The sequence below is a fragment of the Dokdonia sp. R78006 genome (assembly GCF_042466145.1).
In the GTDB taxonomy this organism is placed as follows: Bacteria; Bacteroidota; Bacteroidia; order Flavobacteriales; family Flavobacteriaceae; genus Dokdonia.
Genome location: NZ_JAXHBU010000001.1, coordinates 599,847 through 619,611, shown reverse-complemented (window position 1 = coordinate 619,611; position 19,765 = coordinate 599,847). Strand labels below are relative to the sequence as shown.

The 19,765-nt window shown below is 37.2% G+C and carries 17 protein-coding genes; 15 read left to right on the top strand and 2 right to left on the bottom strand.

Features of this window, described 5'->3' with window-relative positions; translation table 11 throughout:
• From sprA to SJY37_RS02845, 7 genes are all read left to right on the top strand, one after another.
• On the top strand, positions 1-7,473 hold the full coding sequence (gene sprA / locus SJY37_RS02875) for a cell surface protein SprA (RefSeq protein ID WP_379952807.1): 7,473 nt from the start codon (positions 1-3) through the stop codon (positions 7,471-7,473).
• 104 nt (positions 7,474-7,577) lie between these two features.
• The gene (gene gcvH / locus SJY37_RS02870) at positions 7,578-7,958 is read left to right on the top strand and encodes a glycine cleavage system protein GcvH (RefSeq protein WP_298329344.1); all 381 of its coding nucleotides are present in this window, start codon (positions 7,578-7,580) and stop codon (positions 7,956-7,958) included.
• Positions 7,951-8,340: a VanZ family protein gene (locus SJY37_RS02865; protein ID WP_298329341.1), complete on the top strand. Its 390-nt coding sequence runs from the start codon at positions 7,951-7,953 to the stop codon at positions 8,338-8,340. Before gcvH ends, SJY37_RS02865 begins: the two co-directional genes overlap by 8 nt.
• A gap of 59 nt (positions 8,341-8,399) precedes the next feature.
• On the top strand, positions 8,400-9,128 hold the full coding sequence (locus SJY37_RS02860; protein WP_298329338.1) for an energy transducer TonB: 729 nt from the start codon (positions 8,400-8,402) through the stop codon (positions 9,126-9,128).
• Between the two features lie 161 nt (positions 9,129-9,289).
• On the top strand, positions 9,290-10,081 hold the full coding sequence (locus tag SJY37_RS02855) for an energy transducer TonB (protein ID WP_298329333.1): 792 nt from the start codon (positions 9,290-9,292) through the stop codon (positions 10,079-10,081).
• A gap of 99 nt (positions 10,082-10,180) precedes the next feature.
• Positions 10,181-12,310 (top strand): gliding motility protein RemB, encoded by a 2,130-nt coding sequence (locus tag SJY37_RS02850; protein WP_298329330.1) that lies wholly within the window; start codon positions 10,181-10,183, stop codon positions 12,308-12,310.
• Positions 12,311-12,407: 97 nt separating this feature from the next.
• A complete protein-coding gene (locus SJY37_RS02845; RefSeq protein ID WP_298329328.1) occupies positions 12,408-12,824 on the top strand; it encodes a hypothetical protein in 417 nt (138 codons plus the stop codon).
• Here SJY37_RS02845 and SJY37_RS02840 read toward each other — a convergent pair.
• Together SJY37_RS02840 and SJY37_RS02835 are read right to left on the bottom strand one after the other, a co-directional pair.
• On the bottom strand, positions 12,821-13,195 hold the full coding sequence (locus tag SJY37_RS02840; RefSeq protein ID WP_298329325.1) for a glyoxalase: 375 nt from the start codon (positions 13,193-13,195) through the stop codon (positions 12,821-12,823). The two genes, SJY37_RS02845 and SJY37_RS02840, sit on opposite strands and share 4 nt — an antisense overlap.
• Before the next feature lie 8 nt (positions 13,196-13,203).
• A complete protein-coding gene (locus SJY37_RS02835; RefSeq protein WP_298329322.1) occupies positions 13,204-14,088 on the bottom strand; it encodes an MBL fold metallo-hydrolase in 885 nt (294 codons plus the stop codon).
• Between the two features lie 75 nt (positions 14,089-14,163).
• Here SJY37_RS02835 and cyoE point away from each other — a divergent pair, with 75 nt between their 5' ends.
• From cyoE to SJY37_RS02795, 8 genes are all read left to right on the top strand, one after another.
• Positions 14,164-15,135 carry a heme o synthase gene (gene cyoE / locus SJY37_RS02830; RefSeq protein ID WP_013751072.1) on the top strand — a complete coding sequence of 324 codons (972 nt, stop codon included), beginning with the start codon at positions 14,164-14,166 and terminating at the stop codon, positions 15,133-15,135.
• Positions 15,136-15,717, top strand: a complete 582-nt coding sequence (locus SJY37_RS02825; protein ID WP_298329316.1) for a cytochrome c oxidase subunit 3 — start codon at positions 15,136-15,138, stop codon at positions 15,715-15,717.
• 120 nt (positions 15,718-15,837) lie between these two features.
• Entirely contained in the window at positions 15,838-16,815 is a 978-nt protein-coding gene (locus SJY37_RS02820; protein WP_298329313.1) for a cytochrome c oxidase subunit 3, read from the top strand.
• A 25-nt stretch (positions 16,816-16,840) separates the two neighbouring features.
• Positions 16,841-17,224, top strand: coding sequence for a cytochrome C oxidase subunit IV family protein (locus SJY37_RS02815; RefSeq protein WP_298329310.1), 384 nt, complete (start codon positions 16,841-16,843; stop codon positions 17,222-17,224).
• A gap of 129 nt (positions 17,225-17,353) precedes the next feature.
• Positions 17,354-18,037 carry a hypothetical protein gene (locus SJY37_RS02810; protein WP_298329308.1) on the top strand — a complete coding sequence of 228 codons (684 nt, stop codon included), beginning with the start codon at positions 17,354-17,356 and terminating at the stop codon, positions 18,035-18,037.
• 13 nt (positions 18,038-18,050) lie between these two features.
• Positions 18,051-18,785, top strand: coding sequence for an SCO family protein (locus SJY37_RS02805; protein WP_298329305.1), 735 nt, complete (start codon positions 18,051-18,053; stop codon positions 18,783-18,785).
• A 3-nt stretch (positions 18,786-18,788) separates the two neighbouring features.
• On the top strand, positions 18,789-19,334 hold the full coding sequence (locus SJY37_RS02800; protein WP_298329303.1) for a DUF420 domain-containing protein: 546 nt from the start codon (positions 18,789-18,791) through the stop codon (positions 19,332-19,334).
• Positions 19,335-19,613 (top strand): hypothetical protein, encoded by a 279-nt coding sequence (locus tag SJY37_RS02795; protein WP_298329300.1) that lies wholly within the window; start codon positions 19,335-19,337, stop codon positions 19,611-19,613. It begins immediately after the preceding gene.
• Positions 19,614-19,765: the final 152 nt, after the last annotated feature.

The window sequence follows — 19,765 nt, the reverse complement described above, 5'->3', positions numbered from 1 at the left end:
TTGAAGCAACACTATTATTTAAATGTACGTATAGCGATATTGTTTGTAGTTGGATTTTTCTTTCTAGGAAATTCCGTAGCAATGGCGCAGGAAGAAGAGGAGAATGCAGCAGCTCAAGACTCTACGGCCACAACCTTCTCGTTAGGTAGCCTAGTGTTACCTAATCCTAATAGTATAGTGTCAAAATACACTTATGATGCTGCGCTCGACAGGTATATATTTACCGAGGAATTAGGGAGTTTTAATATCACATATCCTTTAATTTTAACCCCAGCCGAATATCAAAAAAGAGTACGTGACGAGCAGATGCGTCAGTATTTTAGAGAGAAAGTAAATGTAGTAGATGGTAGGTCTGAAGAGGATGATACCCGCAATAGTTTAGTAAAATCACTATATGTTGAGAATGATTTATTTAAAAGCATTTTTGGTGGAGATAAGATAGAGTTTACACCACAGGGATCTGTAGAGATGGATCTTGGGCTGTTATTTACAAAACAAGATAACCCAGCATTTTCACCACGTAACCGTAGCAATTTTACCTTTGACTTTGATCAACGAATAAGCTTGAGTTTACTAGGTCAAGTGGGTGAGCGCTTACAGATTACAGCAAATTACGATACGGAGTCTACCTTTAATTTCCAAAATCAAATTAAGCTAGAATACACACCTACTGAGGATGATATTATACAGAAAATTGAAGTAGGTAATATTTCGATGCCGCTCAATAGCGCACTTATTCAAGGTTCGCAGAGTTTGTTTGGTGTTAAAACTGAGTTACAGTTTGGAAAGACGCGAGTAACGGCTGTGTTTTCTGAGAACCAATCACAACCTAGAACTGTAACTGCAGAGGGTGGTGCAACTGTGCAAGACTTTGAAGTGCCTGCATTAGATTATGATGAAAATCGTCACTTCTTCTTAGCGCATTACTTTAGAGATACCTATAACGATGCTCTTAAGAACTATCCATTTATTGATAACAGAGGAGTTCAAATAACTAGGGTAGAAGTTTGGATTACAAATAGACAAAACCAAACTACAAACGCACGAAATATAATTGCATTACAAGATATAGGTGAATCTGACCCAGCAAACTTAGGGATTGATGCGGGAGCAAATCCTGGTTTTATCAATAACTCTGCAAATGCATTTCCAGATAACCGTAATAATGATTTTAACCCGCGTGGCATAAATGATCAGTCTGTACAGTCTGTTCTTACACCAGCAATAAGAGACGTGGCGACGGCTAGTCAAGGTTTTGGTAACGTTACAGTGCAGGATGGAACTGACTACGTATTACTTGAAAACGCTAGACAATTACAAAGCTCTCAGTTTACATTATACCCAGCACTAGGTTACATATCTCTTAGCCAGCGATTAAATAATGATGAAGTACTTGGGGTAGCCTTTCAATATACAGTAGGAGGTCAAGTGTATCAAGTAGGAGAATTTGCAAATGACGGTATTAATGCTACCGAGGGTAGCCGTCCAGATGCAGATGGAGATGGAAGACCAGACATTATTGATGCAGATTTTGGACAAGGTCGTCCAGATCAAGATGGCGATAACATTGCAGATAGTGCAGATGCAGATGTGAATGGTGATGGTATTTTAAACGGTCAAGATGTAAATGGAGATGGTATTTTAGATACCGTAATTCCTGCTGGACAAGCTGGAAGCCCTGTTAATCTTGTGGTTAAAATGCTTAAAAGTAACCTCACAAATGTACAAGAGCCTATATGGGATTTAATGATGAAAAACATCTATCCGCTAGGTGCTTTTCAATTAGAGCAGGAAGGATTTAGATTGAACATTGTATACTCAGATCCTTCTCCTATTAATTTCATAACTCCTGTAGGTGGAGCCCCTTTACCTACATTGTTTGATGGGACTAATAACGATAACACCATGGATGAAGGTCAAGATCGTGGAGATCTTGAGAGTAATACGTTGTTACGATTATTTAATCTTGATAGACTAACCACCTTTGGAGATCCGCAAGTAGGAGGAGATGGTTTCTTTGATTTTGTGCCAGGAACAACAGTACATGTACAAAATGGAAGTATCGTATTTACAACTGTAGAACCATTTGGAGAGACATTATTTGATTTGCTAAGCGTAAATGATGGTGCAGAAACTTATGAGAATACAGAGACTTATAATCCGCATCAAGACAAGTATGTTTATTCTTCTTTATATCAGTCTACAAAAACAATAGCTAGAGATAATGCCGAGAAGAACAAATTCTTATTAAAAGGACGTTATAAATCTGCTCAAGAGCAGGGTATTCCATTAGGAGCTTTTAATGTGCCACAAGGTTCTGTGACAGTAACTGCAGGAGGAAGAAGACTAGTAGAAGGACTTGACTATACGGTTAATTACCAATTAGGTCGTGTTATTATTTTAGATAAATCTTTAGAAGCGTCCGGTATTCCTATCTCTGCATCGGTAGAGAATAATGCTATTTTTGGACAGCAGAATAAGCGTTTTACAGGGATTAATGTAGAACACCAGTTTAATGAAAATTTTATAGTAGGAGGTACTTTCTTAAATCTTAATGAGCGACCACTTACTCAAAAAGCTACATATAGCTTTGAGCCAATAAACAATACGATTGTAGGGTTAAATGCAAGTTACTCTACAGAACTTCCTTTCTTAACTAGATGGGTTAATAAGCTTCCTAATATAGATACTGATGTTCCTTCCAACCTATCAGTTAGAGGTGAGGTAGCATATCTAATTCCTGGGCAACCTAAAGGAACAGATTTTAATGGCGAGGCAACCTCTTATGTGGATGATTTTGAGGGATCACAAACTTCAATAGATATTGGAGGAGCTTTACAATGGAGTTTGTCATCTGCACCGGTAGGTTTTGGTGGTGAGCTAGCAAACGGTGATCTCGCTACGGGATATAGAAGAGCGAAATTTGCTTGGTATTCTATAGATCCTATTTTTTATAACAATCAGCGCCCTGGTGGCATCTCAGACGACGATTTGTCCCTAGCAGAAACAAGACGTGTTTTTAGAGATGAGATATTTCCTCAACAAGATATTATTGCAGGTCAAACACAGGCACTTTTTACGCTTGATTTAGCTTATTTCCCGCAAGAGAGAGGGCCTTATAACTTTAGTCTTGATGCGCAAGACGGCATGCTTTCTAATCCTCAACAAAATTTTGGAGGAATTACAAGGCAGTTAACTTCTACAGACTTTGAACAAGCAAATGTAGAATTTGTTGAATTCTGGTTACTAGATCCATTTTTTGGAGATGGTGACACAACAAATGCTGGAGGAAACCTTACACTTAACTTAGGTAGTATCTCTGAAGATATTCTTAAGGATGGAAGAAAACAATATGAAAACGGACTTCCTAATGAAGGAGGAGACGAGTCAACCTCAGAAACTGTATGGGGTAAAGTACCTACTAATCAATCTTTAGTCTATGCTTTTGACACAGAAGGCCAGCAGCGTACTAATCAAGATGTAGGTTATGATGGACTAAGCGATGTAGAGGAGGCAATGGAATTTCCAAACTTTGCAGGACTCCCAGATCCTGCAGGTGATAACTATAATTACTTCTTAAATACTGAAGGTGGCGTTATAGAACGATATAGAGATTATAATAACAATCAGGGTAACTCTCCGGTAGAGGTGACACAAACTAATCGTGGTTCAACTACTTTTCCAGATGTGGAAGATGTAAACCGTGATAATACAATGAATACGGTAGATGCATATTTTGAATATGAATTACCTATTAATCCAGCATCTTTAAGTATAGAAAATAATCCATTTGTAACTGATGTGAGAGAACTTACTGTCACTACTCAAAATGGAAATCAACTACCTACCAGATGGGTGCAGTTTAGAGTGCCAATCAACCAAGCGACAAATGTAGTTGGAGGAATTAATGACTTTAGGTCTATACGTTTTATGCGTATGTACATGAGTGGTTGGCAAGAAGATGTTGTACTTCGTTTTGGAACATTAGATTTAGTACGTGGTGATTTTAGAAGATACCTACTAACGTTAGATCCTAATGAGAACACGCAAATCAATGATGCGGATAACACGCAATTTGAGGTAGCTGCCGTAAATATTGAGGCAAACGAAACAAGACAGCCAGTTCCTTATGCATTACCTCCAGGGGTAGAGCGTGAGAGGCTCAATAACAACAATAACAATATCAGGCAAAACGAGCAGTCTCTTTCTTTGAGAGTTCAAAATCTTGAAGAGCAAGACGCAAGAGGAGTTTATAAATATTATAATCTCGACATGCGACAGTATAAAAATCTTAAGATGTTTATGCACGCAGAGCCTATTGTTGACAATGGTCTTGATAATCAGAATCTAGTAGGTTTCATAAGAATGGGAACCGACCTTAATTCAAATTTTTATCAGATAGAATTACCACTACAGCCTACTGCATTTAATGTGTCTAACCAAGATAGAGATGCTATCTGGCCAGCGGCAAATGAGCTCGATCTTCCATTAGAATTATTACAGATTATTAAGTCAAAAGTTATTGCGGGAGATGTAGAATCAGATCCAGATGATATCACGTATTTTGATCAAAACGGTGATCGTATTCTCAATCCAGAGTCTATGTGTTATGAAGAAGGTCAATTGCGTATAGGTATTCAAGGTCTTCCTAGTTTTGGTGATGTAAGAACATTAATGCTTGGTGTAAAAAATGGAAACCCAACGAGCAACCAAGCTATGGGTTGTTCTCCAGGAGAAATAGGTGGAGAAGTTTGGTTTAATGAGCTACGCTTATCAGATCTTACTAATGATGGTGGATATGCTGGAGTATTGAGTGTAGATGGAAATATTGCAGATTTTGCAAATGTATCTGCAACAGGACGTTTAAGTACTGTAGGTTTTGGAAGTATAGAGCAAAACGCAGGTGAGCGTAGCTTAGAAGATGTGACTCAGTATGATATTGTGACAAATCTTAACGCGGGCCAATTACTGCCAAAGAAATGGGGATTACAGTTACCTCTTAATTATGCAATAGGCGAGCAGAGTATTACACCTAAGTTTAATCCGCTTTATGAGGATGTTGAGTTGGATACATCACTAGATAATGCGGCTAGTCAAGAGGAGAGAGATAACATTGAAGATTACTCTGTAGATTATACAAAACGTCAAAGCTTTAATGCTATAGGAGTAAGAAAAGAGCGCACGGATACAGAGCGTAAGCCTATGCCGTATGATATTGAAAATCTTACTTTTTCATATTCTTACAACCAGACAGATCATAAGGATTTTGAGATAGAAGAATCTCGCGATCAGAATGTGAGATTAGGAGGTACTTATAACTATAGTTTTAATGCTAAGCCTGTAGAACCATTTGCAAAAAATGACTCTCTATTCACTGGGAAGTACTATAAGTTCTTAAAAGATTTAAACTTTAATTACTTGCCGTCTAATATTGCTGTACAGTCTAATGTTGTGCGCCAGTATAATCAGCAGAAGTTTAGAGATGTATTTGCAAACGAAGGTGATATTGCGGTACCACGTTTATTTCAGCGTAACTACTTATTTGATTGGGGGTATGCTGTCGACTTTCCTATTACTAAAAGTTTGCGACTTAATTATAATGTAAACCACAACCGTATTGTAAGAAACTATCTTGATAATGATGGGACACCAGCTTTCTTAGATGATGCAGGTCAAGAAGTAGATGGTTATGGTATTTATAGAGGGTTCTTTGATGTAGGTACGCCAGATACGCATTTTGGAGTATTACAACTCAACTATGACTTACCGTTCGATAAGATTCCGTTCACAGAGTGGATTACTGCTACTTACGCTTATACTGCAAACTACAGATGGCAGAGAGGTTCGCAACAATTTCAAGTATTAGACAATATTCCAGAGATAGGAAATAGTGTGGAGAATACAAATACCCATGCTGTTAATGGAACCTTTGATATGGAGAAGCTCTATAAATATGTAGGCTTAACAAAGAAGAAAAAACAGCGTGCTACTAGCACTAGACCTAGAGGATTACCATCACCAGAAGATGATCGTAATAGCAAGATTGATAAATTAAAAGAAGATGCTTCAAGTGATGGAACCACGAGTGGTTTAAGTACATCAGATAAGGCCCTCAATACAGGGGTAGGATTACTTACCGCGGTTAAACGAGTGCAGCTCACTTATGAAGAGAGTAATGGTATCTATTTACCAGGGTATTTACCATCAGTTGGGTTTGCAGGAAGTTTAAGACCTACGCCAGGATTTATTTTCGGAAGTCAGGCAGAGGTAAGAGAGCTTGCAGCGAGTAATGGATGGTTAACATTGTTTCAAGATTTTAATCAGCAGTATCGCGAGATAGAAAGTAGAGATCTTGCTATTCAAGCGAGAATAGGGCTTCTTAAAGATCTTGATATAGATCTTAACTTAAATCGTGTTTTTCAAGAAAACTATCAAGAAAATTACCGAGTTAACGAGCAGAGTTTAGCATATCAATCCCTTACTGGAAATAGTTTTGGTCGCTTTAATATATCTACCGTATTAATAGGTACTGCTTTTGCACAGAGTACATCTGAGTCTAGTAGTACATTTAACACGTTTAGAGAAAACAGACTGGCTGTAGCAAATAGACTGGCAAGAGAGTTTTACGGTACAAATACCTTTGAGGTAGATGCAGATGGGTATCCAGAAGGTTTCGGGCGTACTAATCAAAAAGTGTTGTTACCTGCTTTCTTAGCTGCATACAGCGGTAAGGATGTAAATAAAACAGATACTGGTTTTCTTAGAAGTATTCCATTACCTAACTGGAATATAAAGTATACCGGTTTAATGAACATGAAGTGGTTTAAGGATAAGTTTAAGAGATTCTCAGTTCAGCACGGTTACACGGCTGGATATTCTGTAAACAATTACTTGACTAACCTTGCTTATAATAGAAATACAGATAGAGACCCTGCGACCGCACAGCGAGATCAAGCAGGTAACTTTTTAAATCAAACGCTATTAAGTAATGTGACACTTACAGAGCAGTTCACACCGCTAGTTCGTCTTGATTTTGAAATGAAAAACTCTGTAAAGATTCTTGCCGAAATTAAAAGAGATAGAGCATTAGGGTTAAGCTTTGATAACAACCTCTTAACCGAGATTAAGGGTAATGAGTATATATTAGGATTAGGATATCGTATTAAGGACCTTAGGTTTGTTACAAACTTTGGTGGATTTCGTAGGGTTCTTAAGAGTGATCTCAACTTTAAGGCAGATTTCTCTCTTAGACAAAACGAAACTATCATCAGATATCTTGATATAGACAATAGCCAGACCACTGCTGGACAAGATATTTATGGACTTAGATTTACAACAGATTATGCGTTGAGTAAAAATCTTACTGCGCTCTTCTTTTATGACCATACTTTTTCGACATTTGCAATATCTACAGCATTTCCGCAAACGACTATTAGGTCTGGATTTACATTGAGGTATAATTTTGGAAATTAATTAAATGAGTTCGCTTTCGCGAAAATTTGAAAATAGTAAGCATTAATCTATTAAAAAGAATATTTTCGCGAAAGCGGAATTAAATCAAACTAATACAGACTAAGATGAATATACCAGCAGAGTTAAAATACACGAAAGATCACGAGTGGGTACGCATAGAAGGTGACGTAGCCGTAGTGGGAATTACAGATTTTGCACAAGGAGAACTAGGAGATATCGTTTACGTAGAAGTAGAAACTCTTGATGAAACTCTTGATAGAGATGAGGTTTTTGGTACTGTAGAGGCAGTAAAGACCGTTTCTGATCTTTTCTTACCGCTTTCTGGTGAGATTGTAGCTTTTAATGAAGGTCTAGAAGATGAGCCAGAAATCGTAAACAGCGATGCTTATGGAGCAGGGTGGATGATTAAAATCAAATTTTCTGACGCTTCACAGGTAGATGAGCTTTTAAGCGCAGATGCTTACAAAGAACTTATAGGTGGATAAGCTTATTGGTTTTACAGCGATAGCATATACCTGCGCATTAAGCATAGGGTCGCTTGTTAAGCCTGTAAAACTAGATACTAATATTTCAAATATAGATAAGCTCCTACATTTAGGAGCTTATTTTGGTTTAGCCATACTGTGGCTGAGTTATTTTCATATCGTGAAAACCTCGGTAACTCAGAAATGGGCAAAGCCAATTTTTTATATAGCAATTGCTTTAGCATTAGTGGTATATGGCATAGTGATTGAGTTATTACAAGGCAGTGCAACTACATACAGAACGCCTGATGTGTGGGATGTACTTGCAAATAGTATAGGTGTAATACTCGGAAGTTTAACATTTCTACTATTTTTTAAGAAATTTAAAGGGTTAAAATCGTAATTTTAGTTTCACAACTGAGATTTATTTTGCTATTTTAGCTCTCTACTAATACTTTAATTATGGAACCCAAGAAAAATCCCAAAGCAGACCTTCGCAAGAGAAGCATGCTGTTTTTTCAGCTAGGACTCATTGCAGTACTCGCACTAACGTACATCACCATCGAGTGGAAGACTTATGATGATGTGGCTATTGATATTGGTCAGCTTGATCTTGATGATCTAGACGACGAAGAAATTCCAATCACGGAGTTGAATACTCCACCACCACCACCACCACCACCACCGCCACCAGCACCGGAAATTATTGAGGTAGTAGAGGATGAAGAAGAAATAGAAGAAACAATTATAGAGTCTACAGAAACAGATGCCGAAGAGGAAATCGTTGAAGTAGAGGAAGTAGAGGTTGCAGAAGAAGAAGAAGAAATTGCAGATGTACCGTTTGCAGTTATTGAAAATGTGCCTATTTTTCCTGGTTGTGAGTCTATGACTAACAATAACGATCGTAAGAACTGTATGTCTGAGAAGGTGAGCAAGCTTGTAAACAAGAAGTTCAACACAGAGTTAGGTTCAGATCTAGGTCTTTCTGGAATAAACAGAATCTTTGTAAGTTTTAAGATTGATAAAACTGGAAGAATTGTAAATATCAGATCTCGTGCTCCACACCCACGTCTTGCATCAGAAGCAGAGCGTGTAATTAAGTTATTACCTAAAATGACACCAGGTAAGCAACGTGGTAAGCCAGTAGGAGTTTTATACTCACTACCTATTACATTTAAAGTAGAAGACTAAGTCATAAAGACTTTTTAAATATTAAAAAAACCATCTCAGCAATGAGATGGTTTTTTTGTGCCTTATATCAAAAAAAAAGAGGCCGCCCTAAGGTGACCTCAATTTTGGCTTGCTTATTGATTCGTTTTAAGAATTGTTCAACATTTTTAAAACTATATCTTATGGAAAATTCCAAAGAAAGCACTGCTGTTCGCCAAAACAGCGTGTACAAATCAAGCCGCAAGCACGAGGCAAATTTACGAAGAAATCCCACGCTTCATTTTCAAATTGGGTTAATCTTAGCACTTCTAGCTTCCATCTTCTTTATCGAAATGCGTACTCCAGAAAAGAAACTGGCGATAGCGGTAGAGCGGGAAAACGTAGATCAAATTTTTACTCTTGACCAAGTGAAAGTAGAGCAACCTAAAAGGGAAGTTGTAAGGAAAGTACAGCTCCCAAAAATTGAAGATCCTAAGATTCTTGAGAACGTCCAGACAAAGGAAGATGATTCCAAGTTCCTTGAAGATGATCTCAAGCCAACAGATGCCACAGATGATCCTATTGTAGACCCACGTATTCCTGATTATGATGATACGGTAGACGATGAGCCAATAGCTAAAATATTTTCTCTAGTAGAGACAGCTCCTTTGTATCCGGGTTGTGAAGGTTTAAGCTCAAATGATGAACGCAAGGATTGCATGAGTGCCAAGATTTCTAAATTTGTATCTAAAAAGTTCAGAGCAGAAAGAGGAGAAGGTCTAGGCCTCTCTGGAGTAAATAGAATCTTTGTGACATTTAAAATTGATGCTTCTGGGAAAGTAGTAGATGTAAATGCCAAAGCCCCTCATCCAAAACTTGAAGAAGAGGCTTTGCGAGTTACAAAGTTGCTACCTGACATGACTGCTGGAAAACAAGCAGGTGAGAATGTTGCGGTACTTTTTTCATTACCTATCTCATTTCAAATAGAAGATTAAATTATAAGAACATTTTTACTATAATCCCGTTGCCTCTGGCAACGGGATTTTTTGTGTATAAAACCCTATCTTTCGTGCGCAATTATTACGCCTACATCCATGCATAAATATGTATTTCTTTTATTCGTTTTCGCTACTTGTAGTCTTACCGCTCAGGTAACCACTAGTGATTATGAAAAGTATCCCGTTTTTCCAGAATGTGCCGACTTGCCAGTGAGCGAAGTTGCGGCTTGTTTTAATGAAACTTTTATTTCCTTTATAATCGATAATCTTGAAGTCCCGGTAGAGGTTAATGAAGAGAATTACGAGGGTAAGATGGTGATTTTGTTTGAAGTTACTCGTGAGGGTAGTTTTAAGCTGCTGTATACAGATGCGGTCTTTGCATCGCTTAAGACTTCGGCGCAAGAGGTTTTTGATAAACTACCTATTATTGATCCAGCTACTTATAATGGAGAGCCTACATATATGCAGTTTACCATGCCTGTGCTATTGCCGTTATCACGTAATAAAATAGGTGAGATGAATACTGGTGATAATGAAGGTGATGCTTTCGCGAAAGCAAAAAAAGAAACACCGCTTAAAAACCCAATGCAGGATGAATATGATCGTATTCAAAATCAAAAATTCAATCCAGCAAATGAGTATACGAGTCAGCTGAATATTCCTTTCTCGCATCAGGTCTACAGTAGGTTTGATCAAGAGTTAAATCTTGTAGGAACTAATGCGCATACGGCAAGTAAGCCTTACCTGTATCAAACAGTAAATCCGTATTATAATTTTCAAGAAAAGACAGACGCTCTTAAGAAAGAGAAGAAAACGTGGTTTGGGAGAAAATGGTCTAATGAGCATATGGTGCAAATACAGGGAGAGGATTACTGGATCACCCTAGACCCAGCAGCCGATTTACAATTGGGATATGAAACCGATGATTTGAAGTCTGATAGCTTTACCTACAATAATACACGTGCAGTGTATATTCAAGGTGGATTAGGAAAGAAGCTCAATTTTTTTGCTGCTGTATATGAAAGTCAAGGTCGTTTCCCTAGATACTTTGATGCTATCGCAAGGTCATTGCGCCCAGATGGAGGTAATCCAGCAATAGTGCCAGGTCGTGGTATTGCAAAAGAAGGAACAAACGGAGACTTAGACTACCCAGTAGCCGAAGGTTATATATCATATACACCCAGTAAGTATTTTAATATTCAGCTAGGTCACGGAAAGCAGTTTATAGGAGATGGGTATCGCTCCCTGTTGCTTAGTGATAACGCAAGTAATTTTCCTTATTTAAAATTAAACACCACCTTTTGGAAATTTAAGTACACTAATACTTGGACATCATTGCGAGACGTAAGGCCGGAAGTTACGGCAGATGGTTCCTTTAGAACAAAGTTCATGAGTAATCATTACTTAAGTTGGAACTTAAGTAAGAAACTTAATGTAGGACTCTTTGAATCTGTAATATGGGAAGATGAAAATGGAAGAGGCTTTGATTTTAATTTCTTAAATCCAGTGATTTTTTACAGAGCAATAGAGTTTTCTACAGGTTCACGCGGTGGTAATGCACTTATAGGTCTTACGGGTAAGTACAAAGTAAATGACCGTGTAAATGTATATGGTCAAGTTGTGATAGATGAGTTTTCGGCTAGTGATGTGATAGGTGGAAATCAAAGTTATAAAAACAAGCAGGGATTCCAGCTAGGAGCAAAGTATTATGACGCTTTTGGGGTTAAGAATCTGACATTGCAAGGTGAGTATAATCAAGTGCGTCCTTATGTATATTCTAATAATGAGATCCAACTTAATTATGGGCACGCAAACCAGTCGCTAGCACATCAATGGGGGGCAAATTTTAAAGAACTTATTGGGATTGCTCGTTATGAAAGAGAACGATGGTTTGGAACTGCAAAACTTATTGTGGGATCTCGAGGTGTCGAGATAGGAGATATCAATGAAGTATACTACGGAGGAAGTATTTATGGAAATGATGAGAATAGACCATCAGATGATGGGATTGCATTTTTTCAAGGGAATAAGGTTAATAGCATGTATGCAGATCTTGAGCTAGGATATTTGATAAACCCTGCGACTAACTTAAAAGTGTATGCAAATCCTATCTATCGTAGTGTAAACGCAGATATTCAAGATGCACCAAATACATTTGATACAAACACGCTATGGCTCAACATAGGTTTTAGAACAGATTTGTTTAATTGGTATTATGATTATTAAAATCTAGCTAGCATTGTTAAGTGATTGTGTAATATTTGCGATTATGAAGTCGTTATAGCTCTAGACAAGAAACTACTTCATCAATCACTAAAACGATATGTTATCTAGAATCACCACCTTGGGGATAATAGTGCTATGTTTCTTATGTTCTTGTCAAGAAGAGAACTGTCAAAGCGCACAGCGCAATCACATTCTTGCTGCAAACTCATATAATAGTAAGGAATATCAAGCAGAGCTCTATCGCTTGATAAAGGAAAGCCCAGAAGTAGATTATTATTATGAAATGCGTGAGGAAATCTTTGGGCAACATTACCTCGTAGTTACTGCTTATGGTAATGCATTCTGCGGGAAGTTATGTTTGGTAATTTCAGAGGAAGATGCAAATCATATTGAAATAGATAAAACTAAAGGATATCAAGGTGCGCAGCTAATAGGCTTAAAGTTCAACAAGCAAAAAGCCGACTATGGTTGGTCGGCTTTGGTGTATGATTCTGTAGAGTATATTGTAGATTAAGACGGGCGATTAGTAAACGACCCAATATGCCACAAGACTCCTGATGGATCGTGTAAGAAAAACTCTCTTCCCCAGTCATTCTCAACAATTTTTGAAATCTTAACGCCTTTAAATAATGTAGCCAAATCAAGCGACTCGAGGTGTGTGAGGTATTCATCTAGATGTTGCACTTCTAGAAACACCATCGTGTTGTCTATCCAGTCTTTTACATAAGCATCTTGCAAGTAAAACCCAAAGTCATCCATTGTGAATAGTGACATATTATAGGAGATAACTGTTTCCTTAAAACCAATGGAAGTGTAAAACCTTCTTGAGGAAATAAAGTCAGTAGCACCTATAAATGGTCTGATGGATTTAGCCGTTGGATTCATATGATGTATTATTTATTGGTGTCAATATTCTCAAGGATGCTTTTATAAACAGTACTTCTAAATTTTGGACCAGTTATAAAACTCTTTGCAGACGCTTCGTCTGTAAGATATTCAGATGTGATTGACTCCATTGCGGTTACTTCTTCAAGGGTTTTATTGTTTTCCATTGCTTTGAAAACTGAAGTGTATACGTCTACTAGCATATCGTGATATTTTTGATAATCTGCTTTTGTTGCTAGATTTCCATGTCCAGGAATTATTTTAGTATCCTCATTGATAAGCATGAGTCCTTTCTTTGCTGCATCAATATCTCCCTGAATACTTCCGCCGCGGTTTGTATCTATAAAAGGGAAGTTGCCGTTAAAGAAAGTGTCTCCAGTATGTAGTACATTACTCTGCGCAAAATAAACAAGCGCATCTCCGTCTGTATGTGCATTATGTACATGGGTTAAAAATACGTCATCGTCATTTTGATAGAAAGTAGCATCTTCACTAAAAGTGATTACAGGGAGTCCCGCATTTGCTGTTTTCTCGTCGGCTGCTAGTCTCTTACGTACATTATCATGAGCTACAATCATTGCTCCAGTGGCCTCAAAATTTGCATTTCCTCCAGTGTGGTCACCATGAAAATGAGTGTTGACCAAGAAACTCACAGGCTGATCAGATATGGTTTTAATAGCAGTTGTGATTTTCTTGCTAAGAGGTGCAAACTGATCATCTATCATAAAAACGCCATCTTTTCCAGTAGAAATTCCTATGTTTCCACCAGCTCCTTGAAGCATATAGATGTGATCTGTAACTTTTTCAACAGTAATTTGTACATCGTCAAAACGTCCTTGTGCAGTAGCTGCAGCAGTTATTAGTGCGATGATAATGAGTGTAAAGTGTTTCATTTTTGAGTTTTTTTATAAAGGTAGTCGTATTGATGTAGTTGCGCTTTCGCGAAAGCGTAATTTTAACAACCTATTATGCTTGTCGTTTTGTTGTGCAGATTCCTTTTGGGCAGTATCTTTGCACCACTTAAAAAATTGCTAAACCTACTGTCTTTGAGCGACGTCGCCATACATACGAATACCTACTCTGCCTGGTACGATTTTAAAGAAATCACAAAGATGCGTTTATCTATAAGCGTAGTGTTTTCTAGTGTTGCAGGATATTTTCTTGGAGCCACAGAGATAGACTGGTTTATTGTGTTGCTGCTAGCTGTAGGAGGCTACTTTATGGTAGGCGCGTCAAATGCGTATAATCAGGTGCTAGAGAAAGATCTAGACGCCTTGATGGATCGCACAAAAAATAGACCTGTAGCTTCCGGAAGGATGTCTAAGCAAAAGGCGCTCTTAATAGCAATTACATTTACGATTCTAGGTTTAGGCACATTGTATTACATAAATCCTCAGACAGCAATGTTTGGAGGAATTTCTATATTTATGTATGTACTGTTATATACTCCCTTAAAAACGAAGACACCTTTATCTGTTTTTGTAGGGGCATTTCCAGGGGCGATACCTTACATGTTAGGTTGGGTTGCTGCTACTAACGATTTTGGTATAGAGCCTGGGACGTTATTTATGATACAATTTTTCTGGCAGTTCCCTCATTTTTGGGCAATAGGGTGGTTTCTTTTTGATGACTATAAAAAAGGAGGCTTTGCTATGTTACCTACGGGAAAACGTGATAAAGGAACTGCAGTTCAAATCGTGTTATACACGGTATGGACAGTACTTATCTCGATTATACCTGCATTTGGGGTTACTGGAGATTTATTTTTAACACCTGTGTCTGCAATTATCGTTGGGGCACTAGGATTATTTATGCTGTATTGGGCAATTAAATTGTACCAAAACAGAGATGCAAAAACAGCCAAACGACTAATGCTTTCAAGTGTGACTTACATTACACTACTTCAAATTGTTTTTGTAATAGATAAATTTTTAAGATAGATGGATTATACTCAAGGAGGTGAAAAGTTGAAACTAGATCGTGCTAAAAAGCAGATGTTGTGGTTTGGGATTATAAGTTTGTGTATGACATTTGCAGGACTTACGAGTGCATATATTGTAAGTATGGAACGTCGTGACTGGTTAGAAAACTATGATTTTCCGCAGGCGCTTATAGTTTCTACAGTCTTAATCGTAATAAGTAGTATCACGATACATCTTGCCAAAAATGCTATCATAAGCGGTAAAAATTCAATGGGAACTTTATTTTTAATGCTTACACTAGCGCTAGGAATAGGATTTGTGGTTTCCCAGTTTGCAGGATTTAGTGCGTTTCAAGAACAAGGATATTATTTTACAGGAGCGTCTAGTAATATTACAACTACGTTTTTCTTTCTTATAATTGCGGTGCACATTGCACACCTTATTGCTGGTTTTATATCGTTAATTACAGTAATTATCAATCATTTAAGAGGCAAATATTCTGCAGCAGAACATTTAGGATTAACACTAGGGGTAACGTTTTGGCACTTTTTAGATATTCTTTGGGTATTTTTATTTGTGCTTTTATTTGTAACAAAGTAGACTAGCGATACATTGTTATATTGACACGTATCTAAAACGATTATAAATCGAGGGTTCAGTGTTGATATCTGAACATAAAATACTTATTTTTGCAACCATTAAATTAACCAATTCTTACGAATGGACACGACAGTGACAAACAACGACGCCGAGGGAACAACTTGGGGTGGTGGTAATAAACCACTAAGAGCGAGCTACGGAAAACTAATGATGTGGTTTTTCATCTTATCAGATGCATTAACCTTTTCTGGCTTTCTAGCCGCATATGGTTTTTCTAGATTTAAATTTATTGATGCTTGGCCAATAGCCGACGAAGTATTTACACACGTACCTTTCATACACGGAAATTTCCCTATGATATACGTGGCGTTTATGACGTTTGTATTGATTATGTCTTCTGTAACTATGGTACTTGCTGTGGATGCAGGACACCACTTAAAGCATAAAAGTGTAGCATTCTACATGTTCCTTACAATTATAGGTGGTATCATCTTCGTGGGATCACAAGGATGGGAGTGGGCTACTTTTATTAAAGGTGATTACGGAGCAGTAGAAACAAAAGGAGGTAAGATACTTCAGTTTGTTGATACAGATGGTAAGCGTATGGCACTTGGTGATTTTGCAATTACACAAGTAGGAGAGCGAGAGCAACACCTTAATAAAAATGGAGTTTGGTTTTCAGACGAGGCTGCACCTACTACATACTCAATTGAAGAAGTAAAAGCTGGTTTTGAAGCTACTCCTAATGCATTAATTCGTATCCAAACTCTTACAGAAAATGGAGAGAAGACGGTATTGTCAAGAGAAGAATCTCTTGCCAAACTAGCTAAGGATGGAAAACTTGTAGTAGAAGGAGCAAACCTTATTCACAATGAATATGGAGCGCCACTCTTTGCAGACTTCTTTTTCTTTATTACAGGATTTCATGGTTTTCACGTATTTTCTGGTGTAATGATTAATATCATTATTTTCTTCAATGTAGTTCTTGGAACATACGAGAGAAGAGGACACTATGAGATGGTTGAAAAGGTTGGTTTATACTGGCACTTTGTAGACCTTGTATGGGTATTTGTATTTACATTCTTCTACCTAGTTTAATTTACCTTTCAGACTATTATATATTATGGCACACGAACATAAACTTGCAATATTTAGAGGAACATTAAAGTTCAAGAATAACATTCAGAAGATCTGGGGAGTATTAATATTTCTCTCTATTATCACAGCTGTAGAAGTTGTTCTAGGTATTATAAAGCCAGAGTTTTTAATTGAAACTACATTTATAAGAATGAAACTCCTTAACTGGATCTTCATAATTCTTACGATTGTAAAGGCATATTACATCACTTGGGATTTCATGCACATGCGTGACGAAGTAAAAGGATTACGAAGAGCAGTAGTATGGACAGGTATTTTCCTTATATCTTACTTGGTTTTCATATTACTTACAGAAGGTGATTACATCTTTGAAGTTTACAACACAGGATTCCAGAGCTGGAATTTCTAATAAATAATTAAAAGCGACTTTCGAGTCGCTTTTTTTATGTCTTGTAGTTACGCTTTCGCGAAAGCGTTATTTCATAAAAATTGAAACCAATTATAAGCTCGATTACTTCTTGAGATTTATCTTTGTAACATGAAAAAGAAAATCGTTCTCATATCGCTTTTTGTGCTGCCAGTGCTTATCTATCTCTTCTTTGCGTCTGGAGTTTACAACTTTGCAAATTTACCTTTGCTTACGCCAGAAGTAGCAGACATTAATAGGTATGCAGACCAAGAAATTAGAACAGAAACAACACCTGAAGCTCCACTTACATTTGATGATCACATAACTTTAGTTGGTTACCTAGGTGATGGGCTTAAAAGCAATGAAGGCTATACGGCTAATTTGAATTTAATGATATTCAAATACTTTGAGCGTTATACAGATTTCCAATTGGTTTTATTTGTAAATGAAGGAAGTGAAGAAGTGATCGATAATCTAAGAGCAGAATTATCACGTATTTTTGACACTTCAAAAATGCGCTTCATCGTAGCATCAAAGCAACAAACTCAAGAGCATTTTAATACACTAGGTACCTCACTTTCTATGATGAATGATGGCGGACATCCTAATGTGTTTGTGATAGATAAGGCAAGAGCGTTACGTTCTGGTCACGAGGAAAAGAAGGCAAATGTGTACGGCTATGATTTTACACAAGCTGTAGAAATGGGTTATCTCAAAGATGACGTAAAAATATTACTGGCAGAATATAGACTGGCACTCAAGAAGAATAATAATGCAAGTCCTAAGATTGAGCAACGCAGAGATAACAAGTAATAGCTATTAAGTCATGAGAAAAAATACATATATAGGAATAGCTGCCATTGTGCTCATTTTTGGGATTATTGTAATCCCAAAGATTTACAAGCGCATAGCAAATGATGATGTATCCCGCGGTGGTAGAATGCATCAAGAGGGTGGTGAGAAGATTAATGATGCACCAGATGGTTTAATCTATATTAATCAAGGTGGAGTAGATAGAAAAGTCCCACCGTTTTCATTTGTAAATCAAGATAACGATACTATTACAAATGCAGATTACAAGGGCAAAGTATACCTAGTAGAGTTTTTCTTTACGAGATGTACAGATATTTGTATCCCAATGAGTCATAATTTGATTGAAATATCAAAGAGGTTTGAAGGTCGTGATGATTTTGGAATTGCTTCTTTCTCTATCGATCCAGAGCACGACCAACCAGAGGTGCTTAAAAAGTATCAAGAAGAATATGGAGTAACTAATCCTAATTGGAACTTCATGACTGGCGATCGTTCTGTTATTAGAAAGCTTTCTAATGAAGGTTTTTATCTTGCTACTAATGAAGAAGGAGATGAGAGTGACTTATACCACTCAGGTCTATTTGCACTTATTGATCAAAATGGTTTCATACGCTCTAGATTAGACCCATATGGCAATGCTAAACCTTATTACAGAGGATTTGTCCCTATGAATGAGAACGTGCCAGAAGGAGGAGAAACGCCAGAGATAGATATACTTATTGAAGATATACAGAAATTACTTAAATAGATTATGAGTACACTTAACCCTACAGAAAAGAAATACAGAGTTTGGATCATTATTTTATCCATAGTGATTCCTATAGCCGTTGCTATATTATTTGGTATTAAGCTTAAGGATTACGGTATAGATGTAGAACCACTTACATTCTTGCCTCCAGTTTACGCTACTATAAATGGACTTACAGCTATTGTGTTGATACTAGCGGTGCGCGCCATAAAAAATGGAAATCGCACACTTCATGAGCGTTTAATGAAGACAGCTATCGGATTATCTGTATTGTTTTTATTGATGTACGTTGCTTATCACATGACATCAGACTCTACAAGTTTTGGTGGTGAGGGTATCATACGTTATGTGTATTTCTTTATTTTGATAACGCACATAGCACTATCTATAATTATCATACCATTGGTATTGTTTACATATGTAAGAGCACTTGCAGAGCGCTTTGATAAACACAGAAAGCTCGCACGCATCACTTTTCCTATATGGTTGTATGTTGCAATTACTGGTGTTATTGTGTATTTAATGATCTCTCCTTATTACATCCACTAGATGAAAAATCTTAAACAAGTACTAGTTGTAATGTTTTTCTGTTGCGCTTTCGCGAAAGCGGACTTAAATGCAACAGTGGCAGCATCTACTACTCAGTGCGCCATGTGTCGTGCAGTCCTAGAATCTGAAGAGGATAACAGTACTGCCAAAGGAATAAATAATGGAATAAAGTACCTTATGGTAATTCCTTATATCCTTGTGGGTGGTGTTTTCTACTTCGTTTATAAATCTAGAAAAAATGCTTCTAGTGAGTCACAAGAAAAGCATATTGAGTCGTAAAAGTTACTGTTTTCAACTCACTTGCTCTCAGTTGATTTTTCCTTTAGTTGCTCCAAGGTTTAATACTTATTATTCTTTAACAAAACCTTAGGACAACCCGACTAAACCCATCCGTAATTTGCGTGTCTAATTTTAGAACCAAACTATCAAAC